Origin of the sequence: Streptococcus mitis, assembly GCF_946190335.1 — a bacterium.
Classification (GTDB): domain Bacteria; phylum Bacillota; class Bacilli; order Lactobacillales; family Streptococcaceae; genus Streptococcus; species Streptococcus mitis_CH.
On the sequence record NZ_CAMHZN010000001.1, the window covers coordinates 83,242 to 101,892 of the forward strand.

18 protein-coding genes and 3 pseudogenes are annotated in these 18,651 nt (G+C 37.7%); all 21 read left to right on the top strand.

Annotated elements, in window-relative coordinates; all coding sequences use genetic code 11:
* Window positions 1–7 precede the first annotated feature (7 nt).
* The 21 genes and pseudogenes from N8O43_RS00500 to aguB all read left to right on the top strand — a co-directional run bounded on the left by N8O43_RS00500 (window position 8) and on the right by aguB (window position 18,588).
* Complete coding sequence (locus N8O43_RS00500) at window positions 8–616, top strand: Type 1 glutamine amidotransferase-like domain-containing protein (RefSeq protein ID WP_060628312.1); 609 nt, start codon at window positions 8–10, stop codon at window positions 614–616.
* Window positions 617–793: 177 nt separating this feature from the next.
* Complete coding sequence (locus N8O43_RS00505; protein WP_060628313.1) at window positions 794–1,531, top strand: CPBP family intramembrane glutamic endopeptidase; 738 nt, start codon at window positions 794–796, stop codon at window positions 1,529–1,531.
* A gap of 359 nt (window positions 1,532–1,890) precedes the next feature.
* Window positions 1,891–2,508, top strand: coding sequence for an RpiB/LacA/LacB family sugar-phosphate isomerase (locus N8O43_RS00510; RefSeq protein WP_125457906.1), 618 nt, complete (start codon window positions 1,891–1,893; stop codon window positions 2,506–2,508).
* A gap of 203 nt (window positions 2,509–2,711) precedes the next feature.
* The gene (locus N8O43_RS00515; protein WP_261008698.1) at window positions 2,712–3,482 is read left to right on the top strand and encodes an alpha/beta hydrolase; all 771 of its coding nucleotides are present in this window, start codon (window positions 2,712–2,714) and stop codon (window positions 3,480–3,482) included.
* Window positions 3,483–3,529: 47 nt separating this feature from the next.
* A pseudogene (locus tag N8O43_RS00520) lies at window positions 3,530–3,658 on the top strand (ADP-ribosylglycohydrolase family protein); the annotation flags it as partial.
* Window positions 3,659–3,875: 217 nt separating this feature from the next.
* On the top strand, window positions 3,876–4,256 hold the full coding sequence (locus N8O43_RS00525; protein WP_045611697.1) for a GntR family transcriptional regulator: 381 nt from the start codon (window positions 3,876–3,878) through the stop codon (window positions 4,254–4,256).
* Window positions 4,249–5,097 carry an ABC transporter ATP-binding protein gene (locus tag N8O43_RS00530; protein ID WP_261089026.1) on the top strand — a complete coding sequence of 283 codons (849 nt, stop codon included), beginning with the start codon at window positions 4,249–4,251 and terminating at the stop codon, window positions 5,095–5,097. Before N8O43_RS00525 ends, N8O43_RS00530 begins: the two co-directional genes overlap by 8 nt.
* Entirely contained in the window at window positions 5,097–5,726 is a 630-nt protein-coding gene (locus tag N8O43_RS00535; protein WP_261008699.1) for an ABC-2 transporter permease, read from the top strand. The genes N8O43_RS00530 and N8O43_RS00535 overlap by 1 nt, the downstream gene beginning before the upstream one ends.
* Window positions 5,727–5,769: 43 nt before the next feature.
* Entirely contained in the window at window positions 5,770–6,624 is an 855-nt protein-coding gene (locus N8O43_RS00540; protein WP_261089029.1) for an ADP-ribosylglycohydrolase family protein, read from the top strand.
* A gap of 110 nt (window positions 6,625–6,734) precedes the next feature.
* Window positions 6,735–7,616, top strand: a complete 882-nt coding sequence (locus N8O43_RS00545) for a diacylglycerol/lipid kinase family protein (protein WP_261089031.1) — start codon at window positions 6,735–6,737, stop codon at window positions 7,614–7,616.
* A gap of 63 nt (window positions 7,617–7,679) precedes the next feature.
* On the top strand, window positions 7,680–8,171 hold the full coding sequence (locus N8O43_RS00550) for a phosphoribosylanthranilate isomerase (protein ID WP_261089032.1): 492 nt from the start codon (window positions 7,680–7,682) through the stop codon (window positions 8,169–8,171).
* 176 nt (window positions 8,172–8,347) lie between these two features.
* Window positions 8,348–10,089: pseudogene (locus N8O43_RS00555) on the top strand (glycoside hydrolase family 13 protein).
* 119 nt (window positions 10,090–10,208) lie between these two features.
* The gene (locus tag N8O43_RS00560; protein ID WP_247953055.1) at window positions 10,209–10,520 is read left to right on the top strand and encodes a hypothetical protein; all 312 of its coding nucleotides are present in this window, start codon (window positions 10,209–10,211) and stop codon (window positions 10,518–10,520) included.
* A 3-nt stretch (window positions 10,521–10,523) separates the two neighbouring features.
* Entirely contained in the window at window positions 10,524–11,240 is a 717-nt protein-coding gene (locus N8O43_RS00565; protein WP_247953054.1) for an alpha/beta hydrolase, read from the top strand.
* Window position 11,241: 1 nt separating this feature from the next.
* Window positions 11,242–11,355, top strand: a pseudogene (locus N8O43_RS00570) (type II toxin-antitoxin system death-on-curing family toxin); the annotation flags it as partial.
* Between the two features lie 561 nt (window positions 11,356–11,916).
* Complete coding sequence (locus N8O43_RS00575; protein WP_261089033.1) at window positions 11,917–13,377, top strand: aminotransferase class I/II-fold pyridoxal phosphate-dependent enzyme; 1,461 nt, start codon at window positions 11,917–11,919, stop codon at window positions 13,375–13,377.
* A complete protein-coding gene (speE, locus tag N8O43_RS00580) occupies window positions 13,378–14,238 on the top strand; it encodes a polyamine aminopropyltransferase (RefSeq protein ID WP_247934324.1) in 861 nt (286 codons plus the stop codon). It begins immediately after the preceding gene.
* Window positions 14,235–15,494: a saccharopine dehydrogenase family protein gene (locus N8O43_RS00585; protein WP_261089034.1), complete on the top strand. Its 1,260-nt coding sequence runs from the start codon at window positions 14,235–14,237 to the stop codon at window positions 15,492–15,494. Before speE ends, N8O43_RS00585 begins: the two co-directional genes overlap by 4 nt.
* Window positions 15,494–16,621 carry a carboxynorspermidine decarboxylase gene (gene nspC / locus N8O43_RS00590; RefSeq protein ID WP_261089035.1) on the top strand — a complete coding sequence of 376 codons (1,128 nt, stop codon included), beginning with the start codon at window positions 15,494–15,496 and terminating at the stop codon, window positions 16,619–16,621. Before N8O43_RS00585 ends, nspC begins: the two co-directional genes overlap by 1 nt.
* Window positions 16,618–17,703 carry an agmatine deiminase gene (gene aguA / locus N8O43_RS00595; RefSeq protein WP_261089037.1) on the top strand — a complete coding sequence of 362 codons (1,086 nt, stop codon included), beginning with the start codon at window positions 16,618–16,620 and terminating at the stop codon, window positions 17,701–17,703. The genes nspC and aguA overlap by 4 nt, the downstream gene beginning before the upstream one ends.
* 9 nt (window positions 17,704–17,712) lie before the next feature.
* Window positions 17,713–18,588 carry an N-carbamoylputrescine amidase gene (aguB, locus tag N8O43_RS00600; RefSeq protein ID WP_261089039.1) on the top strand — a complete coding sequence of 292 codons (876 nt, stop codon included), beginning with the start codon at window positions 17,713–17,715 and terminating at the stop codon, window positions 18,586–18,588.
* Window positions 18,589–18,651 lie beyond the last annotated feature (63 nt).

The following is an 18,651-nucleotide window of genomic DNA, read 5'->3' on the forward strand; positions in this document are numbered from 1 at the left end:
TGAAAGATTGGACGAACAAATTTTTTTGATGGGTGGGAATCCCCCAATAAAGAAACATAGCATTGTTGATAAAATTGTATTATCAAGCAAGATTGAAAGAATTGTTATTTTTACAGTTTTTCGAGATAATTGGCAACCCTATATGAAAAAGTACACGGAAGTTTTCCAAAGTCAATTTCCTCATCTAAACACTGATTACTTACTTTTGGACACTGAGCAGATTAATTTTGATAGCTATCTAGATGCTGATCTAATTATTATAGGTGGTGGAAATACGGAAAAATATTTAGCTACTTATGTCAATCAGGAGTTCAAAAATTATATCGATCATATGCTTAATAAAGGGGCAAAAGTTATAGGATTTTCTGCAGGAGCCCTATTATTAGGAGAAAAAGTCTATGTCTCACCTAATGATAATTCAGATCATCAGATAAAGATAAAAAATGGATTAGGATTCTTTAGTCAGTTTTTAATTAGTGTCCATTATGATTCATGGAATGATAAAGCAAATAAGGATAGAGCTGAAGAACTCGTTAATGTTCCCATAATTCCACTAAATGATCATTCATGTCTTGTATTAGATAAACTTGGAAACATTATTGAGAAAATTGACTAGTTTTAATCATGCGAATCTGAATCTACGAAACTAAAGTATTGACGAAATGAATAATGAAAAGCCTTGATTGTAAGGCTTTTTTGTGTTTTTATGATAGAATATAGGTAGTTATAATCGAGAGCAACTAAGAAGCAGTAAAAATATTATTCATAAAATAATCAAGATAAGGAAGATAAAATGACAGAAATTGACAAAAAGAATTTAAAAAATTATCTTTATTGTACTTTTGGAATTACTTATATAGCTTGGGTGCTTCTTGCCATATTTACTCAATCTCATATTTTGGGATTAGAAACATTTATAGGGAGAATGTTACATATAGTAGGTGCACTTGGTCCAGCTATTGCAAGTGGCTTTTATTTGAAAAGGAATAATATAAAATTTAAACATTTTGTATTTAATAAAAGAAAAAATAGTAGTATTTATTTCATTATTCATTTGTTAGCAATTTTGATACTATTCTCTGTATCTTCCTTAGAATTAAACGGAGTATCAATTTATCTGATGCCACTATTCTTTATACAATTAATTTTTTTTGGTGGTGGACATGAAGAATTAGGATGGAGAGGTATATTACAACCGTTACTTGATAAAAAATATACTTATTGGCAATCTAATTTGATTGTAGGATCAATTTGGGGGATTTGGCATCTGCCTTTATGGTTTATAGTTGGAGAGAGTCATCAAGGATTTCCTTTTATTTTATTTTTTATATATACATTATTTTTAAGTTTTGTTTTAGGGCTTCTTTACCGTCAAACGAAATCTGTGGGGTACTGTCTATTATTTCATGCGTTCGCAAATTTGTTAAATCTCTATTTTGTGTTAAAAATTAATGTTATTTTTATCATCATTTTTATTGGTTATTTGATTTATACAATATTGGCTAGTAATAGAATTAGTAAGGAAAAGTAATTTTAACTTTAGATTAGTATATCCATTATTGAAAGTAACGATTTGCTAATTAGATGATCTATGTTAGAGAATTATCTATTATAATTTAAAGTGGAGTGATGAATGCCGTTTCTTTTGAAGTGGTGAAAATCTTTCCGTTCCACAGTATCATTCTAAAATGATTTTTACTGCCTTTTGTTTATTAGTATAAAAGAAAAATATTTTCATATGTGGAGGCGGTAGTTTTGATGTCAAAAGTTGCAACCAGTGAATAAATGAAGTGTAGAAAATAAAGGCTTGTTCAATTCAATATATGATGAATTACCGGCACCCAAACCAAAGAAAAAGAAATAATTAAATTAGAAGTAGTAGGTGAAATGATGAGAATCGGAGTTATTCAAGCAAGTTCTCAAGCGACTAAAAATCAAATAATCTATGATGCTGTATTAAGGTATGCTCCAAAGAAATCTGAGGTTATAAACTTTGGCTGTACGATGGAAGAAAGTGAAAAATACTCGTATATAGAAATTTCTATTCTTATAGGTATCTTGTTGGCAAGTAGGACAGTTGATTTCGTTGTTACGGGCTGTTCTTCTGGACAAGGAATGATGCTTGCTTGTAATAGTATGCCTGATGTCATTTGCGGGTATGCACCTACACCGAATGATGCCTATTTATTTGCTCAGATTAATAATGGAAATGCGATATCATTACCATTAGGTGAAGATTATACATGGTCAGGTACTGAAAATCTTGAAAGAACAATAGAAGCTCTTTTCTCGGAGCCATTTGGGCAAGGATACCCCAAGAGTGAGGCAGAGAGAAAGGTAAGAGATACCGAGAAACTTAAAGAAATAAGAAGAATCGGGCAGGTTCAGTTTGAAGAATTCGCAAATGTACTAGATATATCATTGTTTGAATCAATAAAGAGGAAACAGAATGTAATTCAGAATGTAAAGGCGTATGGGAAGAAAGAAATAGCTGATTTAATGAAATGAGTAAATCACAGTTTGTCGGGGTAATACCTTTTAACGATAACTTTATGCTATTGTCAAAAGGTTTATAGACATGTTCCCACATACATGTTCACTTGGCATACATAGTGTTTACTCGTTTTATGTCGAGTATGTGGTACTGCTTTTAAGAGCTGATTGAACAAGGAAAATTAGCTAGTGAAAGTTCTACAGTAAGGAGTTTAAACATGAAATTCCATGAATTTGGTAATAAGAATTTGCCTCCTATTTTACTGATACATGGTGGTGGCAGTTCTTGGTGGAATTATCTTTGTCAAGCACGAATCTTGTCAAAAGAATACCGTATTATTCTACCAACTTTGAATGGCCACGGCGAGGAATATCAACTTGATTATGTTTCTACTGAAGATTCTGCTTTGGAGATTCTAGACTATATCAAAGCAAACTGTGGTGGGAAATTGTTTGCAATCGGTGGTGTTTCACTTGGTGGTCAAATTGCCATGGAACTTTTGTCTTTAGACAGTGAAATTGCTGAGAAGGCCATCATAGACGGAAGCCTCTGTATTCCTCAACCAATGTTATCTAAAATCATCATCTTTCTAGTGTCTCTATTTGGTAAACTGATGTTCAATAAATTCTCTTGCAAACTTCAGTTAAGCATGATGAACAAACTCTATCCTAAACTGGCTTATCCAGAGGAAATTAAATCTTATTATTTGGAGGATCTGCCAAGGACGCCTGTTAAAACATTGGTGACCATTTACAAAAACTATATGGGGCATTACAAGCTGAAAGATATGATTTCTGCTAGCAAGGCTCAGGTTCTGTATATCTATGGTGAAAAAGAATTGAACTGTGTGAAAGAATCAGCGAAATTATTTCATCAGCTACATGCAAATACAATTTTGTATGAAGCAAAGGGCTATAATCACGGCTATTTGTCAGCTTACCTGCCTCAAGAGTGGATTGATTTGGTGGCACCATTTTTAAAGAGTTAACCATTGGGAATGTGTAATAAATCTGATATGTCACAAGGAGGAATCTTATGCTAGGAGCAACTGTTGGAGATATTGTCGGTTCTGTTTACGAATGGAACAATATCAAAACGAAGGACTTTCCTTTATTTCGTAAGGACTGCTTTTTTACAGATGATACGGTTATGACTTATGCTGTTGATGGTAAAAACGTATAAAACTGTGAAAGAAAGTGATTAAGAAAAGCCTTGATTGTAAGGCTTTTTGTTATATAAAAAATTTAAAGTGAAAAGGAATCAATTTAAACAATAATGTGTCTCATACAGATTGTTAAATATTGAACTTATATATCTGTTATGGTATAATATAAACAGATAAAACAGAGATAACAGTTGGATAGTTAGGAGGATATGGAGGGTGAATATACAGATTGATAATTCAAGTGATAATCCGATTTATTTACAGATTAAAAATCAAATAAAGGCTCAGATCATTTTGGGAGAATTAAAAGTTGGCGAGCAATTACCATCAATCAGATTTTTAGCTAAAGAACTTCGAGTGAGTATGATAACTGCTAAAAGAGCTTTTGATGATCTAGAACTTGATGGTTTCATTAATTCAGTTCAAGGTAAAGGTAATTTTGTTGCAGCTCAAAATAAAGAACTTATTCGAGAAGAATATTTGAAACGAATCGAATCAAAAATGCAAGATATTCTTGAGCTTTCAGCGATTGCAGGTGTTACCAATGATGAGTTGGTAGAGATGTTTAGTAGTTATATGGAGGGAAAATATGAGTGATTTTGCTATTGAAATCAAAAACTTGGTTAAAAAATTTGATAACTTTACATTAGGACCGATAGATTTTTCTATTCCTAAAGGCTCTATTGTCGGGTACATTGGCCAAAACGGGGCTGGTAAAAGTACAACCATAAAATTATTGTTAGGATTACTTAGGAAAGACTCAGGAGAAATTAAAATTTTAGGTTATGATAATCCTAATAGTCTTGAATTGAAAGATAAAATTGGAGTAGTGTTTGATGATTTATTAGTGCCGGAAGAAATGACACTCGTTGATTTGGAAAAATTTTGTTCAAGGGTATATTCAAAATGGGATAGAGAATTTTTCTATCAATTAAAAAAGAAATTTAAATTATCTGAAAAACAGGCTATTCAAAGTTATTCTCGTGGAATGAGAATGAAATTATCGATGGCAGTAGCTTTATCTCATAAAGCAGAAATTCTCATTTTGGATGAAGCTACAAGTGGATTGGATCCGATTGTACGGGACGAAATTTTAGATTTTCTTCTTGACTTTATTCAAGATGAAAATCATACAATTTTAATATCGTCACATATCCTATCAGATTTAGAGAAAGTGGCGGATTATATTGCTTTTATTAATGATGGTAAAGTACTTTTTGTTGAATCAAAGGATGAACTCAAAGAAAACTATGCTATCTGTACTTTATCTAATGAAGAAGTTAAAAATCTTGATGAGGAAGCTATAATTGGGAGAAGGATACACGCATTTGGACAAGAGATGCTTGTTAAAAGAAATTTTATTCCAGATGGAATCAGATTACAAAAACCTTCTATCGAAGATATTATGATATATTTTTTGAAAGGAGATAAAAGATAATGACTGCATTGATATTAAAAGATATAGCTACTTTAAAGAAAACACTACTATTAACGATTACTCTCTGTATTGCACTCATTGTTTATGGGGTATATGAAAATGAAATTTTTATGATACCGCTTATTTGTACTATGATACCGTTAATTTTAACTGCTATCGCTTTTGGCTATGATACGAGATCGAAGTTTGAACAATTTGCCTTTTCCATGCCTATTAAAAAGAGTAGCTTTGTACTAAGTAAATTGTTTTTTGCGTTTGTTTTTGGATTAGTAGGTTCAGTTTGTTTATTTGTTCAATTGGTAATAAAAAAAGAGATGTTAATAGACAGCATCATATTTATCTCACTAATTACATTAGTTGTAAGTATTTTGATATCAGCTATTCAACTTCCGTTTATCCTTAAGTACGGGGCTGAAAAAGGTAGGCTGATCATGGTTATAACATACTTTACAGTATTTGCTCTATCTAGTTTTTTTAAAGCAAAATCAGATTTACTGACTAATGTTGTGGAGTTTTTCTTAAAGAATTCGAGTTTAATGATTTTTATTGGAATGGTTTTTGTCAGTATTGTTATCATAGGAATTGCTATAAAAATATCTATTTTAATTATGGAGAAAAAAGAATACTAGAGAAGTTGAGAGGAGATTATAAAAACTTAGAAGGAGGAATCTCATGCTAGGAGCAATCGTTGGAGATATTGTCGGTTCTGTTTACGAATGGAACAATATCAAAACAAAGGACTTTCCTTTATTTCGGAAGGACTGCTTTTTTACAGATGACACGGTTATGACCTGTGCTGTTGCAGAAGCGATTATGAATGGGGGACAAAAAGACGACTTCATTGACGCGATGAAGAAATATGGCAGACTGTATCCGAATGCTGATTATGGTGCTCGGTTTAATGCATGGCTAAACAGCGATAACCGTGAGCCTTATAATAGCTTTGGGAATGGATCAGCTATGCGTGTTTCTCCATGTGCTTGGTTCATGGACTGTGATGTCTATGAGAGAACTGGTACGTGGCCATCATCTAGAGAACTTGCGAGTCTTTCTGCAGAGGTAACTCATAATCATCCAGAAGGTGTCAAAGGCGCTATGGCTACAGCTGATGCTATTTTTCTATGTCGTTTTTACTTTGGTGGTTATTGTAGAGAATACGAGCAATCAATTAACGACAATCCTACGGAGTGTAAAAGACGGATTAAGGATTATATAGAGAAGGAATACGGCTACAATCTATTTCAAACTTTAGATGAAATCCGTCCTAACTATCGTTTTAACGAAACATGTCAGGAAACTGTCCCTCAGGCCATTATTGCCTTTCTTGAAAGTAGAGACTTCGAAGATGCTATAAGAAATGCTATCTCACTTGGTGGCGACAGTGATACACTTGCAGCAATAACTGGTAGCATTGCCGAGGCAGCTTATGGTATTCCTGATTGGATAAAGGATAAGGCCTATTCTTACTTGGATGAACCCTTAAAGGATGTAGTTAGACGATGGGACAATAGAATAAAAGCGTATTAATCTCCAGTACGTCATATTTCTCTTTTCTGTATTTTCATTGTATAATGAGAGTACATTTACTTACATACGACGAGATGTAAACATTTCTATTTAGAATTAAGGAGAAATTAATGAAAAAGGCAATGTTAATTATCAACCCTACTTCTGGTGGCGAGAAGGCTTTGGATTACAAAGAAAAGCTGGAGAATAAAGCAAAAGAATACTTTGAGCACGTGGAAACCAAAATTACCGAAAAAGCGCTGGATGCAACACATTTTGCTGAAGAAGCTTCTCGTGAGCAGTACGATGCAGTGGTTGTGTTTGGTGGAGATGGGACTGTCAACGAAGTCATTTCGGGTATTGCTGAGAGAGACTACATTCCTAAGTTAGGGATTATCCCAGGTGGGACGGGTAACCTCATTACAAAACTGTTGGAAATCAATCAAGACATCGATGGCGCTATTGATGAACTGGATTTTGATTTAACCAATAAGATTGATATCGGTAAAGCAAATGATAACTATTTTGGTTATATCTTTAGTATCGGTTCTCTACCTGAGGCGATTCACAATGTTGAAATCGAGGACAAGACAAAATTCGGTATTTTAGCCTATGCTGTAAATACCATGAAGTCTGTTATGACGGATCAAGTCTTTAACATTAAGGTGGAGACGGAAAATGGAAATTATGTTGGTGAAGCGAGCCATGTTTTGGTTCTCTTGACAAATTACTTTGCTGACAAAAAAATCTTTGAAGAGAACAAAGACGGCTATGCCAATATTTTGATTCTGAAAGATGCTTCTATATTCTCTAAATTATCCATCATTCCTGATTTGCTAAAAGGAGATGTTGTCTCAAATGACAATATCGAGTATATCAGAGCGCGTAATATTAAGATCTCTTCAGATAGTGAGTTGGAGTCAGATGTTGATGGCGATAAATCGGATAACCTACCTGTAGAAATCAAAGTCCTATCTCAGCGAGTAGAAGTATTTTCAAAACCGAAAGAGTAGAAGGTAAAAATTAGTTTATTATTCACAATGAAATTAAGTTCTATATCAACGATTGGAGGAGGAATGAATTCTCTATTTGATGAATTTCGAACAATTTGTTCTCATTTAAACCAAATCGGAATCACACCGACGCTCATGGGATCCTTGGGTTTTGAATACCGTTCAAATGAAGAATGGAGGCCGTCTGACATTGACATTCATGTGCCTGGTGATCCTAGAGGTTGGGAAGCGCCTGATCATCTCAGAATTTATGAGTGGGACAAGATAATGAAAGTGATGAAACACTTAGGCTATGACTTAATAGATATTCATGAGCATGAATTCAAAAAAGATGGACTGAGTGTTGAATTCGGAAGTATCGATTCTTTACCTGATTTTGCAGGAGTTTCGGAATCAGATATAGAGCTGATTCATCTCGAAAACATCACTTTTCGCGTTCCAAATCTAGAACAGTTTTTAAGTATTTATAAGGCTTCTTCCCAAGATTCTTATCGAAATGAGCACAATAACAATAAGGATTTTAAAAAAATTGAGTGGATGGAAAGACATTTGTAAATCATCATTTGAAAAGTAGCAAGTTGTAAGACTGGTTGCTTTTTTATTTATAGAACCAAACTACTAGAATCTACGGACAAGCCTTGAAAATAAAATACGAAAGTAGTATACTAGAATCACAATTATGAAAACGTTTGCGTCGTAAATGCAACCAAGTAAATCAGGAGACAAATACAATGGAATTAACAGCCATTTACCATAGACCTGAGTCAGAGTATGCCTATCTTTACAAGGATAAGAAACTTCATATTCGGATTCGAACTAAGAAAGGGACATCGAAAGCATCAACTTGCATTATGGTGATCCTTTTATTTTTATGGATGAGTTTTATCAAGATACAAAGAAAATGGCCAAGATAACTTCTGATGCCATCTTTGATTATTGGCAGGTTGAAGTGTCCGTTGACTTTGCACGTATACAGTATCTCTTTGAAGTCACGGATACAGAAGGCCTAAGCATTTTGTATGGCGATAAAGGTTGTGTGGAAAATTCTCTAGAAAATTTCCATGCTATTGGGAATGGATTTAAGTTGCCCTATCTTCATGAGATTGATGCCTGCAAGGTTCCTGACTGGGTTTCAAATACAGTATGGTATCAGATATTTCCTGAGAGATTTGCCAATGGAAATGCTTTATTAAACCCAGAAGGGTCATTAGACTGGGATTCATCTATCACACCTCAGAGTGATGATTTCTTTGGTGGTGATTTACAGGGGATTATTGACCATCTGGATTACTTGCAAGAATTGGGTATTACTGGACTATATCTTTGTCCAATTTTTGAATCCACGAGCAATCATAAGTACAATACGACGGATTATTTTGAAATTGATCGTCATTTTGGAGACAAGGAGACCTTTCGGGAGCTGGTCGAGCAAGCGCATCAGCGTGGCATGAAAATCATGCTGGATGCTGTATTTAACCATATTGGTTCGCAATCGCCTCAATGGCAAGATGTTGTCAAAAATGGTAAGGAGTCTGCATACAAAGATTGGTTCCATATTCAACAATTCCCAGTGATGACTGAAAAACTAGCCAACAAGAGAGAGTTGCCTTATCATGCTTTTGGTTTCGAGGACTATATGCCTAAGCTAAATACGGCCAATCCAGAGGTCAAGGATTATCTTTTAAAGGTTGCGACTTATTGGATTGAAGAGTTTGATATTGATGCTTGGCGTTTGGATGTGGCTAATGAGATTGATCATCAGTTTTGGAAGGATTTTCGAAAAGCAGTTTTAGCTAAAAAGCCCGATCTTTATATCCTTGGAGAAGTCTGGCATACGGCTCAGCCTTGGCTAAATGGAGATGAGTTCCATGCTGTTATGAATTATCCTTTATCTGATAGCATCAAGGAGTATTTTTTGCGTGGTGTTAAGAAGACTGATCAGTTCATCGATGAAATAAATGGTCAGTCTATGTATTACAAGCAGCAGATTTCAGAGGTTATGTTTAATCTCTTGGATTCGCATGATACAGAGCGAATCTTGTAGACGGCAGATGAAGATGTTCAACTGGTTAAATCAGCCTTAGCCTTCCTCTTTTTACAAAAAGGAACACCCTGCATCTATTACGGAACAGAGTTAGCTTTAACCGGAGGTCCAGACCCAGATTGTCGTCGTTGTATGCCTTGGGAACGTGTATCAAGTGACAATGATATGCTGAATTTCATGAAGCAGCTGATTAATATTAGAAAACAAGCGTCATCAACCATTCAGCATGGTAAGTATAGCCTAAAAGAAATCAAACAAGATATAGTAGCTCTGGAATGGACATACGAAGGCCGGGTCCTTAAAGCAATCTTTAACCAATCAACAAAAGATTATCTTTTAGAGAAAGAAACCGTAGCACTAGCAAGCAATTGCCGAGAATTGGAGAATCAGCTTGTCATCTCTCCAAAAGGATTTGTGATTTTTTATTAAAGAGCAATTATGAGCGACAGGAAAGTTGTAGTATAGAGAAGATTTTACAAACAGACTATTTGTCGTCTTGCTACAATTGGTATATAATTTAACTTAAAGAAAATAGGAGAATTAATCAGATGGAATTAAAAGATTTTACAGAAAAAGAACAGGAAATGATTAAGAAGGGGCTTACGACGTCTAAGATTAGTGACAAGGAAACTGCTGAAAAGATTCTTGAGCTAGTACCACAAGACTTGATTAAGCGAATTCCGTTTTTTGTAAGAAAACATGCTACGACACGTACGATTAAACGCATTTCAATTGAACACCCTGAACTCTACGCTGCAGCTCAAACAAGTGGTGAAATACCAGAAAAAGAACGCGAAGAATTACGTCAGATTATCACAGCTATCTTTGAACAAAAGATGAACAAGCATAGTATTAAGTAGAGAATGAAAATATATTTTATTGGCGGTTTGGGAAGCAATGTCTATCATAGCAAGGATTTTCTTCAAGAACTAAATTCGCAGGTCTGTTTTCTGAATCCATATGAAAAGCATCTTCGAGATGAAACAGAATTGAAATCATGGTTTAAAAAATCGATAGAAGAGGAAGAATCTATATGTCTGATAGGTCATTCTCTTGGAGGAGATTTGGCGCGTTATCTTGCATCTGAATTTTATGAAGTGACAAAACTGATTCTTTTGGATGGTGGCTATCTAGATTTAGATAAGATTTTACCTTTAGATACAGAGTTAGAGGAAACTAAAAACTATATTGAATCTCAAGTTGTTTCGGACTTAGATGTTCTTATTTCTAAAGAAAAATCTGAAGCAAAGCATTGGTCAGAAAATATGGAGAAAGCCGTAAGTCAGTCCTATCACTGGAATGAGGAGTATAATAGATATGAGTTAGCTATAAAATATGAAAATATAGAAGCGATACTCAGCCTACGGAGGAAAATACAAGCTTTTAAGAGAGAAGTGGGAGATACCTTGTTTATCAGTCCTTGCTATTCTAATGAAGCTACACGGAGAGAGGAAGCCTTAAAAGAATTGCCAGACTATTTTGATACTATTTTTCTAGAGAACTTTGGCCATGAGCTTTATACTGAAGCACCTAGAGAAGTCGCTAGTCTGATTAATGAGTGGCTCGCTTATTCTCAATGAGCTACTTGTATTGCTTGAAAAAAAGCATGTTTTTGCCAATGCTAATAAACGAACTGCTTTATTCGTTTTGGTGAAATTTATACAATTAAATGGCTATCGTTTTTCTGTTACGATTAATCGTTAAGATACATTTAAAAGAACTAGTGGACTAGTTCTTTTTATATCCGCTTTCACATTATACAACTTATACAAATCTATATAAAATATTATTTTTCCGAACAAAAATAGATTTTTTTTCAAAAAAGTACTTTACAGAGTGTTGGAAGTATGTTATATTAATAAAGCTTAGAAAATGAGATGATGTTTTCTAGCAAATATAAACCCGAGTAAAAAATGCCTACGGACAGGCAGGGTTGAATGCCGAAGCGTGGTTCAAAAGCCACATTATTGATAGGGTTAAAAGCCTACTTTTATAAGTTGATGTTAGGACACTTGTCCTAATTCATAAATTTTTAGTGTGGTGAAAGCACACGTCATCTTGTGAAACGATCAATAAAGTACGTAATATTTGCTACTAGAGAGTTAGGAAACATCGGGAACAGACATACTCAACAGAAACAAACATAAAAACGTCAGAAGATTGCAGAGCAGGTGAAAACCTGCTCTTTTTTCATGAGTCAACCTTTAGTCCCCTTCGTCTTCTTGAAGCGCTAAAAATACGGTAAAGGAGTATGTCTTGAAAAAGTTAGATCAAAATCAAGCCCCAATTTATGAGGCCATGGTGAAGTTACGCAAGAAAAGGATTGTTCCCTTTGATGTTCCAGGTCACAAGCGTGGACGAGGAAATCCAGAACTTGTTGAACTACTAGGAGAAAAATGTGTTGGAATTGATGTCAATTCGATGAAACCCTTGGATAATCTTGGTCACCCCATTTCGATTATTCGGGATGCAGAGGAGCTGGCTGCAGATGCTTTTGGAGCTAGTCATGCTTTTCTAATGATTGGTGGAACAACTTCATCGGTGCAGACTATGATTCTGTCAACCTGCAAGGCAGGAGATAAGATTATTTTGCCACGTAATGTCCATAAATCTGCTATCAATGCGCTGGTTCTATGTGGTGCCATTCCCATCTATATCGAGATGAGTGTGGATCCTAAGATTGGTATCGCTTTAGGTCTTGAAAATGACCGAGTAGCCCAGGCCATAAAGGACCATCCAGATGCCAAGGCCATTTTGATTAACAATCCTACTTACTACGGAATCTGTTCAGACCTAAAGGGTTTGACAGAAATGGCTCATGAAGCTGGCATGATGGTTTTAGTAGATGAGGCCCACGGAGCGCATTTGCATTTCACTGATAAACTTCCAATTTCTGCTATGGACGCAGGGGCTGATATGGCAGCAGTTTCCATGCATAAGTCTGGTGGGAGTTTGACCCAAAGTTCGCTTCTTTTAATCGGGGAGCAGATGAATCCCGAGTACGTTCGTCAGATTATCAACCTGACCCAGTCAACATCTGCCTCTTACTTGTTGATGGCTAGTCTAGATATTTCACGTCGCAACTTGGCTCTTCGTGGTAAAGAGTCGTTTGAGAAAGTCATTGAGCTATCCGAGTACGCTCGTCGTGAAATCAATGCTATCGGTGGATACTATGCCTACTCAAAAGAGTTAATAGATGGTGTGTCGGTCTGTGATTTTGATGTAACCAAGCTGTCAGTTTACACTCAGGGTATTGGCTTAACAGGTATCGAGGTTTATGACCTCTTACGAGACGAATACGACATTCAGATTGAGTTTGGTGATATTGGCAATATCTTGGCCTATATTTCGATTGGTGACCGTATCCAAGACATCGAGCGCTTGGTTGGTGCTCTTGCTGATATCAAGAGACTCTATTCACGAGATGGGAAGGACTTGATAGCTGGAGAATATATCCAGCCCGAGTTGGTGCTGTCTCCACAAGAAGCCTTCTATTCAGAGAGAAAAAGTTTGTCTTTAGACGAATCTGTTGGACAAGTCTGTGGGGAATTTGTCATGTGCTATCCTCCAGGAATCCCTATCTTGGCTCCTGGTGAACGCATTACACGTGAAATTGTAGAATATATCCAATTTGCTAAGGAACGTGGTTGCTCCCTCCAAGGGACGGAAGATCCAGAGGTCAATCACATCAACGTCATTAAAAGAAAGGAGAACTAGATGGATTTATGGTTTTCTGAAGTTCATACTCCAGATGTGAAATTGTCCCTGAGAACAGCCAAGCAACTCTACGCTGGTAAAAGTGAATGGCAGGATATCGAAGTCTTGGATACACCAGCTTTTGGAAAGATTTTGATTTTAAATGGGCACGTCTTGTTCTCAGATGCTGATGATTTTGTCTATAATGAAATGACCGTTCATGTTCCCATGGCTGTCCACCCAAATCCCAAGAAAGTCTTGGTTATTGGGGGTGGTGATGGCGGTGTCGCCCAAGTATTAACACTCTATCCTGAACTGGAGCAAATCGATATTGTGGAACCGGATGAGATGTTAGTTGAAGTCTGTCGTGAGTATTTTCCAGACTTTGCTGCGGGGCTAGATGATCCTCGTGTCACCATTTACTACCAAAATGGGCTACGCTTTTTGCGAAACTGTGAAGATGATTACGACATTATCATCAACGATGCGACAGATCCATTTGGCCATACGGAGGGACTCTTTACCAAGGAATTTTACGGTAATAGTTATAGGGCTCTGAAGGAAGACGGTATCATGATTTACCAGCATGGGAGTCCCTTCTTTGACGAGGATGAGTCGGCTTGCCGAAGTATGCATCGCAAGGTCAATCAAGCCTTTCCAATCAGTCGGGTCTATCAGGCCCATATCCCAACCAGTCCTGCTGGTTATTGGTTGTTTGGATTTGCATCGAAAAAATACCACCCTGTCAAAGATTTTGACAAGGAAGGCTGGAAAAAACGCCAGCTTTTCACAGAATACTACACTGCAAACTTACACGTGGGAGCCTTTATGTTGCCCAAGTATGTGGAAGACATTTTAGAAGAAGAGGAAGGAAGAAAATGAGTCGTTTACTAGTTATCGGATGTGGGGGCGTTGCCCAAGTCGCTATTTCAAAGATTTGCCAAGATAGTGAAACCTTTACAGAGCTTATGATTGCCAGCCGTACCAAGTCGAAATGCGATGACTTAAAGGCGAAGCTAGAAGGCAAAACAAGTACTAAAATTGAAACTGCAGCACTTGATGCTGACAAGGTTGAAGAAGTGATTGCCCTGATTGAAAGCTACAAGCCAGGAGCTGTTTTGAACGTAGCTTTACCATATCAAGATTTAACAATTATGGACGCTTGTTTGGCAACAGGTGTTCACTATATCGATACAGCCAACTACGAAGCTGAGGATACGGAAGACCCTGAATGGCGTGCTATCTACGAAAAACGCTGCAAGGAACTTGGTTTTACAGCCTACTTTGACTACTCATGGCAATGGGCTTATCAGGAAAAATTCAAAGAAGCAGGCTTGACAGCTCTTCTTGGATCTGGTTTTGACCCAGGTGTAACCAGCGTCTTTTCAGCTTATGCACTCAAACATTACTTTGATGAAATCCACTATATCGACATTTTAGACTGTAATGGTGGTGACCACGGTTATCCATTTGCAACCAACTTCAACCCAGAAATCAATCTACGCGAGGTTTCTGCACCAGGTTCTTACTGGGAAGATGGAAAATGGGTCGAAGTGGAAGCCATGTCTATCAAGCGCGAGTACGATTTCCCTCAGGTTGGACAAAAAGACATGTATCTCCTTCACCATGAAGAAATCGAATCATTGGCCAAGAACATTCCTGGAGTCAAACGCATTCGTTTCTTTATGACTTTTGGTCAATCTTATTTGACACACATGAAATGCTTGGAAAACGTTGGTCTCCTTCGTACGGATACCATTAACTTTAACGGACAAGAAATTGTACCAATCCAATTCTTAAAAGCCTTACTTCCAGATCCTGCCAGCCTTGGCCCACGCACTGTTGGTAAAACCAATATCGGTTGTATCTTTACAGGTGTCAAAGACGGCGTTGAAAAGACCATCTACATCTACAATGTCTGCGACCATCAGGAATGTTACACAGAAGTTGGTTCACAAGCAATTTCTTACACAACAGGTGTTCCAGCCATGATTGGGACAAAATTGGTGATGGATGGCACTTGGAGACAACCTGGAGTGTATAATCTTGAAGAACTGGATCCAGATCCATTTATGGAAGCTCTGAATAAGTATGGCTTACCTTGGGTTGTGGTTGAAAATCCACAAATGGTGGACTAATGAAGCTAGAACAAGTACCAACACCAGCCTATGTCATTGATTTGGCCAAGTTAGAAGCCAATTGCCGCATTCTACAATATGTTCAAGAAGAAGCTGGTTGCAAGGTTTTGCTTGCCCAGAAGGCATATTCTCTTTACAAAACCTATCCCTTGATTAGCCAGTATCTATCAGGTACGACGGCTAGTGGTCTATACGAGGCCAAGCTAGCTAGAGAGGAGTTTCAAGGGGAGGTCCATGTCTTTGCACCAGCTTTCAAGGATGCAGACTTGGAGGAATTGCTGGAGATAACGGACCATATCGTCTTTAACTCAGAGAGACAGTTGCGTAAACATGGGGCCCGTTGTCGAGATGCTGGTGTCAGTGTAGGTTTACGTCTCAATCCTCAATGTTCAACTCAAGGAGATCACGCGCTCTACGATCCTTGCGCCTCTGGCTCCCGTTTTGGAGTTACCCTAGACAAGATACCGAGTGATTTACTAGATCTAGTTGATGGACTTCATTTTCATACCCTTTGCGAGCAGGGGGCAGATGATTTACAAACAACTTTGAAAGCAGTAGAAGCGCAGTTTGGTTCGTACTTACATGAGGTCAAATGGCTCAATATGGGTGGCGGACATCACATCACGAGAGAAGGTTACGATGTGGATTTGCTGATTTCAGAAATCAAGCGTATACGAGAAACTTACAATCTTGAAATCTATATCGAGCCGGGTGAAGCCATTGCGCTCAATGCTGGTTATCTAGCAACTGAAGTATTGGATATTGTCGAAAACGGTATGGAGATCTTGGTTTTAGATGCCTCTGCAACCTGCCATATGCCTGATGTACTTGAGATGCCCTATCGTCCACCTTTGAGAAATGGCTTTGAGGCACAGGAAAAAGCCCATACCTATAGACTTTCTTCCAATACTTGCCTTACGGGTGATGTGATTGGAGATTATAGCTTTGAAAATCCAGTCCAAATCGGTGATAGACTTTATTTCGAAGACATGGCCATTTATTCCTTTGTCAAAAATAATACCTTTAATGGTATTGGATTGCCAAGTCTCTATCTCATGGACGAGCAGGGTGACTGCAGCTTAGTCAAAGCCTTCGGCTATCAAGACTTTAAAGGGAGATTATCATGATAAACAGTCCAAAAAAATTAGGCTATCGCATGCCAGCAGAATACGAACCGCATCATGGCACCCTCATGATATGGCCGACTAGACCAGGTTCATGGCCCTTTCAAGGAAAGGCTGCCAAAAGAGCTTTCAGCCAGATTATTAAGACCATAGCAGAAGGGGAAACTGTTTATCTTTTGGTGGAGCAGGACTATCTATCTGAAGCCCAATCCTATCTCGGAGACAAGGTCGTTTATCTAGATATTCCTACCAATGATGCCTGGGCGCGTGATACTGGTCCGACTATTCTCCTTAATGATATAAGGGAAAAGTTGGCAGTAGACTGGTCTTTCAATGCTTGGGGTGGTGCTGTTGATGGTCTCTACCAAGACTATGAAGCCGATGACCAAGTAGCCAGTCGTTTTGCTGAAGCCTTGGAAATGCCTGTTTACGATGCCAAGCCTTTTGTACTTGAAGGCGGAGCGATACACAGCGATGGTCAAGGAACCATTCTCGTGACTGAAAGTTGCTTGCTTAGTTCTGGTCGCAATCCTCATCTTAGTAAGGAAGAAATCGAAAACACATTATTAGAGAGCCTTGGAGCTGAAAAAGTTATCTGGCTTCCTTATGGTATTTATCAGGATGAAACCAATGAACACGTTGACAATGTTGCTGCCTTTGTTGGTCCTGCTGAGCTTGTTTTGGCTTGGACAGACGACAAAAACGATCCTCAGTATGCCATGTCAAAAGCAGATCTCGAACTTTTAGAGCAAGAAACAGATGTAAAAGGTCGCCCTTTCACTATTCATAAGCTTCCTATCCCAGCTATTCATCAGGTTGTCTCTAATGAGGATTTGCCAGGCTACATCTATGAAGAAGGAGAAGAAGAGCGATACGCAGGTGAACGACTAGCAGCTTCCTACGTAAACTTTTATATCGCCAACAAGGCTGTCCTTGTTCCCCAGTTTCAAGATGTCAATGACCAAGTGGCCTTAGATATCCTCAGCAAGTGTTTTCCAGACCGTAAAGTTGTCGGAATACTAGCAAGAGATATTCTTTTAGGTGGTGGCAATATCCACTGTATCACCCAACAAATCCCAGAATAGGAGAAAAAGATGAGAAATGTAAGAGTTGCAGCCATTCAGATGCAATGCGCCAAGGATGTGGCAACAAATATTCAAACAGCGGAGCGCTTAGTACGTCAGGCTGCAGAACAAGGCGCACAAATCATTCTCTTACCAGAGTTGTTTGAACGTCCCTATTTCTGTCAGGAACGTCAGTATGACTACTACCAGCATGCCCAGTCGGTGACAGACAATACAGCTATTCAGCATTTTAAAGTTCTTGCTAAAGAACTACAGGTTGTTCTACCGATTAGTTTCTATGAAAAAGATGGTAATGTCTTGTATAACTCTATTGCCGTCATTGATGCAGATGGGGAAGTGCTGGGCGTTTATCGGAAAACCCACATACCAGATGATCATTATTACCAAGAAAAGTTTTATTTCACACCCGGTAACACAGGTTTCAAGGTCTGGGATACTCGCTATGCCAAGATTGGGCTCGGTATCTGTTGGGATCAATGGTTCCCTGAAACAGCGCGCTGTCTTGCATTGAATGGTGCTGAATTGCTCTTTTATCCTACAGCTATTGGTTCAGAGCCGATTTTGGATACAGATAGTTGTGGTCACTGGCAACGTACCATGCAAGGACACGCAGCAGCAAATATTGTTCCAGTTATTGCAGCCAATCGTTATGGATTAGAGGAAGTCACTCCAAGTGAGGAAAATGGTGGACAGAGTTCCAGTCTTGACTTCTACGGTTCATCCTTTATGACGGATGAAACAGGAGCTATTCTAGAGCAAGCTGAAAGACAAGCTGAAGCTGTTCTGTTAGCTACTTATGATCTTGACAAGGGAGCAAGCGAACGCCTAAACTGGGGCTTGTTTCGAGATAGAAGACCCGAAATGTATCAACGGATTACGGACTAGTAGGGGAGAAATGAGAGGTTCATTCTGCTAGATTAACTTCTTTATTAGCAACTATAAGATACT

Bases quoted from the DNA above. Each gene is read 5' to 3' on its own strand.
- N8O43_RS00505 (WP_060628313.1), top strand. From the start codon at position 794: ATGACAGAAATTGACAAAAAGAATTTAAAAAATTATCTTTATTGTACT.
- N8O43_RS00510 (WP_125457906.1), top strand. From the start codon at position 1,891: ATGAGAATCGGAGTTATTCAAGCAAGTTCTCAAGCGACTAAAAATCAA.
- N8O43_RS00515 (WP_261008698.1), top strand. From the start codon at position 2,712: ATGAAATTCCATGAATTTGGTAATAAGAATTTGCCTCCTATTTTACTG.
- N8O43_RS00530 (WP_261089026.1), top strand. From the start codon at position 4,249: ATGAGTGATTTTGCTATTGAAATCAAAAACTTGGTTAAAAAATTTGAT.
- N8O43_RS00535 (WP_261008699.1), top strand. From the start codon at position 5,097: ATGACTGCATTGATATTAAAAGATATAGCTACTTTAAAGAAAACACTA.
- N8O43_RS00540 (WP_261089029.1), top strand. From the start codon at position 5,770: ATGCTAGGAGCAATCGTTGGAGATATTGTCGGTTCTGTTTACGAATGG.
- N8O43_RS00545 (WP_261089031.1), top strand. From the start codon at position 6,735: ATGAAAAAGGCAATGTTAATTATCAACCCTACTTCTGGTGGCGAGAAG.
- N8O43_RS00550 (WP_261089032.1), top strand. From the start codon at position 7,680: ATGAATTCTCTATTTGATGAATTTCGAACAATTTGTTCTCATTTAAAC.
- N8O43_RS00560 (WP_247953055.1), top strand. From the start codon at position 10,209: ATGGAATTAAAAGATTTTACAGAAAAAGAACAGGAAATGATTAAGAAG.
- N8O43_RS00565 (WP_247953054.1), top strand. From the start codon at position 10,524: ATGAAAATATATTTTATTGGCGGTTTGGGAAGCAATGTCTATCATAGC.
- speE (WP_247934324.1), top strand. From the start codon at position 13,378: ATGGATTTATGGTTTTCTGAAGTTCATACTCCAGATGTGAAATTGTCC.
- N8O43_RS00585 (WP_261089034.1), top strand. From the start codon at position 14,235: ATGAGTCGTTTACTAGTTATCGGATGTGGGGGCGTTGCCCAAGTCGCT.
- nspC (WP_261089035.1), top strand. From the start codon at position 15,494: ATGAAGCTAGAACAAGTACCAACACCAGCCTATGTCATTGATTTGGCC.
- aguA (WP_261089037.1), top strand. From the start codon at position 16,618: ATGATAAACAGTCCAAAAAAATTAGGCTATCGCATGCCAGCAGAATAC.
- aguB (WP_261089039.1), top strand. From the start codon at position 17,713: ATGAGAAATGTAAGAGTTGCAGCCATTCAGATGCAATGCGCCAAGGAT.